Source organism: Pontimicrobium sp. MEBiC01747, from assembly GCF_053601635.1.
The window spans coordinates 1-4,424 of the sequence record NZ_JBSHNS010000068.1 but is presented as its reverse complement, the minus strand read 5'-3'; the positions used below and the strand labels follow the sequence as shown (position 1 = coordinate 4,424).

Here is a 4,424-nt window from a genome sequence, read left to right as displayed (position 1 = left end):
GCTGTATCTGGGTAAAAGTCTGCTCCTAAAATAATTTTACTGGCTCCATAATTGGTTATCCATGTTTCAAAAAGTGCTGCATTTTTTACTGCTATGCTTCCTCCTGTTATTTGATTTGCTCCAGAATTAAATGCTATTTTTAAATCTTCGTTAGTTTTTAAACCGCCTCCAAAGTCTATTTTTAAATTAGTTTTTGAGGCTATTTCTTCTAATGTTTTATAGTTTACAATATGTTTTGCTTTTGCGCCATCTAAGTCTACTACGTGTAAATATTCTATACCGCTTGCTTCAAATTGTTTGGCTATTTCAAGTGGGTTTTCATTATATACTTTTTTTGTGTTGTAATCGCCTTTTGTTAAGCGTACACATTTACCGTCTATTATATCTATTGCTGGTATTATTCTCATATTCGTTTCCTGCGTAGGCAATACTCTATTAATTATTAAACTTAAATTTTGTTAGTACTTTGGTTTCTCTTGGTACAACACTTATTATAATGGAATGTAAAATATATTCTATGTGTTTTTTTTAAAGTTGTGTTATTTATAACTCTAGAAAGTTTTTTAATAGTTGTTCGCCTGCTAAGCTGCTTTTTTCTGGGTGAAATTGTACGCCATAAAAGTTATCTTTTTGCAATGCTGAAGCATAGTTTAATCCATAATTAGTTATTGCAATGGCTTCGCTACAATTTTCTGCGTAATAACTGTGTACCAAATACATAAATTCGTTTTCTTTTATATTTTTAAATAGTTTGGTTTTTAATGCTGTTATTGTGTTCCACCCCATTTGTGGTACTTTTACTTGGTTTGTAAATCGTTTTATTGTTACATTAAAAACGCCAAGGCCTTTAGTGTTACCTTCTTCTGTACTGTTACATAATAATTGCATTCCTAAACAGATGCCTAAAACGGGTTGTTTTAACTGGGGGATTAGTTGGTGTAATCCACTTTCTTTTAATTTTTGCATTGCTGAGCTTGCTTCTCCTACTCCTGGAAATATAACTTTATCTGCTTTTTTTATTTCTTCTGGATTGTTTGTTAGTTTTGCGTCTACTCCTAACCGTTTAAAAGCAAATTGAATGCTTTTTATATTTCCTGCTCCGTAATCTATTATAACTAGTTTCATTGTTAAGCTTTTGGCTATCGGCTTTTTGCTTTTAGCTAATAGCTAACCGCAAAAAACTAAAAGCAATTTTTATAATACGCCTTTTGTTGATGGTAATATCATTTTTTCTACATCGCGTTTTACTGCCATTTTTATTGCTTTTGCAAAGGCTTTAAATATGGCTTCTATTTTATGGTGCTCGTTTGTTCCTTCTGCTTTTATGTTTAGGTTACATTTTGCGCCATCGCTAAACGATTTAAAGAAATGCATAAACATTTCTGTTGGCATTTTACCAATCATTTCCCGTTTAAAATCGGCTTCCCAAACGAGCCAATTTCTTCCTCCAAAGTCTATTGCTACTTGAGATAGACAGTCGTCCATTGGTAAACAAAAACCATAGCGCTCTATTCCTAATTTGTTTCCTAATGTTTCTGCAAAAACTTCTCCTAATGCTATTGCGGTATCTTCTATGGTATGGTGCTCGTCTACTTCTAAATCGCCTTCAACTTTTATATTTAAATCTAATTGCCCGTGTCTAGAGATTTGATCTAGCATGTGATCGAAAAATGCAATTCCGGTATCTATACTACTTTGTCCTGTACCATCTAGATTTAATGTTATATCTATTTTGGTTTCGTTAGTATTTCGTGTAATGTGCCCTGTGCGTTCTTCTGTTTTTAAAAAGGTGTAAATGGCTTCCCAATCGTTACTTTCTAAGGCTATGTATGCCTCTAAATCACTTCTTTTTACAGTAATTTCGTCTGTTCCTAAGTGGGTTTCGTCATTTATATAAATACCTTTAGAGCCTAAGTTTTTTGCTAATTCTATATCGGTTAAGCGGTCTCCTATTACAAATGAGTTTGCTAAATCGTATACTTCTGAAAAATATTGTGTTAACAGTCCTGTATTTGGTTTCCGGGTTGGTGCATTGTCTCGTGCAAAGGTTTTATCTATAAACTGTTCTTTAAAGGTAATTCCTTCTGCTTCAAATGTTTTTATAATAAAATTATGTACTGGCCAAAAGGTGCTTTCTGGATAAACTTCTGTTCCTAATCCATCTTGATTAGTAATCATTACTATTTCGTAATTTAATTCTTTTGCTATTCTTCCTAAGTATTGAAATACTTTGGGGTAAAATTCTAATTTATCGAAAGCATCAATTTGCTCATCTGCTGGTTCTTTTATTATCGTGCCGTCTCTATCTATAAATAATACTCGTTTCATATTTTATTTCCCGAGAAAGCGGGAGTCTTTGTTTTATTTTCGTTTTCACATAGGGCTGAAAACCTTATTATACTTTATTGCCTTTTTAATTGTTTTAAGGCATATATTAATTTTTTATTTTCAGAAAATGTTCCTACTGTTATTCTTAAACAGTTTTCACATAATGGTTGTTTGGTTCTGTTTCTTACTACTATACCATGTTTAATTAATCCTGCATAGCGTTTATTAGCATCGTCTACTTTTATTAAAATAAAATTAGCGTCTGTTGGATATATTTTTTCAATAAAAGGTATTGCTTTTAAGGACTGTATTAATTTTTCGCGCTCTTCAAGTATTACACCTATTTCTCTATTTAATCCTTCTTTGTAAAGTAATAGCTTAGCTGCTCTTTGCAGTGTTAATTCATTTATATTATAAGGTGGTTTTATTGTGTTTAGTATTGTTATAATTTCTTTTGATGCATAGCAAATACCTAAACGTATTCCTGCCATTCCGTAAGCCTTAGATAATGTTTGTGTTACAATTAAATTAGGGTACTTTTTTAATTTACCCAACCAACTTTCTTCTTCTGTAAAGTCTATATATGCTTCATCTATAACCACGATTCCATTAAATTCTTTTATTATTTTTTCTATTTTACTGCTTTCAAAACTATTGGCTGTGGGGTTATTAGGCGAACACAAAAACAATATTTTAGAATTCTTATTTGCGGCCTCTAAAATGGCTTCTACTCGTGGTTGAAAGTTTGCATCTAATGCTACTTTTTTAGTTGCTATATTATTTATGTTAGCCAATACTTCATACATTCCGTATGTTGGTGGTAGCGTAATAACATTATCTATTTTAGGTTCGCAAAATGCTCTAAAGATAAGATCTAACACTTCATCACTACCGTTTCCTAACATAATATGCTGAATATTTATTTTTTTTATGCTGGACAATAATTCTCTAACTTTATAGTGTTGAGGGTCTGGATAACGGTTTACACCATTATTAAATGGGTTTTCGTTAGCGTCTAAAAAAATCATGTCCTTTTTTAAACCTTCAAACTCATCTCTTGCTGAAGCATATGGTTGTAATGTTTTTATGTTTTCTCTTACTAATTCTTTAATATTCATAATTTTTGGGGTCTAATAATTTTACATTTACACTATTTTGAGGGATTTTTAAATTCTTTTATTTAAACAATATCTTTTAATCTAATGCTTACTGCATTTTTATGTGCCTGCAAGCCCTCGGCTTCTGCCATTAACTCTATAGTATTCCCAATATTAATAAGGCCTTGCTTTGTTATTTTTTGAAATGTTATACTTTTAGTAAAACTATCTAGATTAACACCTGAATATGCTTTAGAAAAACCATTAGTTGGTAATGTATGGTTGGTGCCTGAGGCGTAATCTCCTGCACTTTCTGGTGTATAATTACCTATAAATACAGATCCTGCATTAGCTATTCTGTTTACAAATAAATCTTCGTCTTCCATACATATAATAAAGTGCTCTGGACCATATTCATTAATTAACTCTAAAGCGGTATTATTGTCTTCTACATATATTAATTTTGAATTATTTATTGCTTGTTCTGCTATTGTTTTACGTGGTAGGTTATTTATTTGCTCTCTAATTTCATTTAATACTGCTTTAATTACTGTTTTTGAAGTTGACACTAAAATGACCTGACTATCTACACCGTGTTCTGCTTGGCTTAATAAATCTGATGCTACGTATGCTGCATTTGCACTATCATCTGCAACAACCAATAGTTCGCTAGGTCCTGCTGGCATATCTATTGCTACACCGTATTTAGTGGCTAATTGTTTTGCTACTGTTACAAATTGGTTTCCTGGTCCAAATATTTTATATACAGCAGGAATAGTTTCTGTTCCAAAAGTTAATCCTGCTATTGCTTGTATGCCTCCTACTTTTATAATTTTTGTTACTCCGCATAATTGTGCTGCATACAGTATTTCGTTAGCTATTTTCCCATCTTTATTTGGTGGTGTACATAATATTAATTCTTTACAGCCTGCTATTGTTGCTGGTACTGCCAACATTAATACTGTAGAAAATAATGGTGCTGTTCCTCCAGGGATGTAT

General features: G+C 31.8%; 5 protein-coding genes. All 5 read right to left on the bottom strand.

Annotated elements, in window-relative coordinates:
* Nucleotides 1–407, bottom strand: a 407-nt coding sequence (locus ACVC2P_RS01140; RefSeq protein ID WP_452596648.1) for a 1-(5-phosphoribosyl)-5-[(5-phosphoribosylamino)methylideneamino]imidazole-4-carboxamide isomerase, incomplete at its 3' end; no start/stop codon positions are given.
* Between the two features lie 136 nt (nt 408–543).
* Nucleotides 544–1,125: an imidazole glycerol phosphate synthase subunit HisH gene (gene hisH / locus ACVC2P_RS01135; protein WP_452596647.1), complete on the bottom strand. Its 582-nt coding sequence runs from the start codon at nt 1,123–1,125 to the stop codon at nt 544–546.
* Between the two features lie 69 nt (nt 1,126–1,194).
* A complete protein-coding gene (gene hisB, locus ACVC2P_RS01130; protein ID WP_452596646.1) occupies nt 1,195–2,328 on the bottom strand; it encodes a bifunctional histidinol-phosphatase/imidazoleglycerol-phosphate dehydratase HisB in 1,134 nt (377 codons plus the stop codon).
* Between the two features lie 74 nt (nt 2,329–2,402).
* Nucleotides 2,403–3,446, bottom strand: a complete 1,044-nt coding sequence (hisC, locus tag ACVC2P_RS01125; protein ID WP_452596645.1) for a histidinol-phosphate transaminase — start codon at nt 3,444–3,446, stop codon at nt 2,403–2,405.
* 62 nt (nt 3,447–3,508) lie between these two features.
* On the bottom strand, nt 3,509–4,424 hold a 916-nt coding region (gene hisD / locus ACVC2P_RS01120), incomplete at its 5' end, for a histidinol dehydrogenase (protein WP_452596644.1).

Excerpts from the sequence above, each read along its gene's own strand:
- hisH (WP_452596647.1), bottom strand. The coding sequence starts at position 1,125 with ATGAAACTAGTTATAATAGATTACGGAGCAGGAAATATAAAAAGCATT.
- hisB (WP_452596646.1), bottom strand. The coding sequence starts at position 2,328 with ATGAAACGAGTATTATTTATAGATAGAGACGGCACGATAATAAAAGAA.
- hisC (WP_452596645.1), bottom strand. The coding sequence starts at position 3,446 with ATGAATATTAAAGAATTAGTAAGAGAAAACATAAAAACATTACAACCA.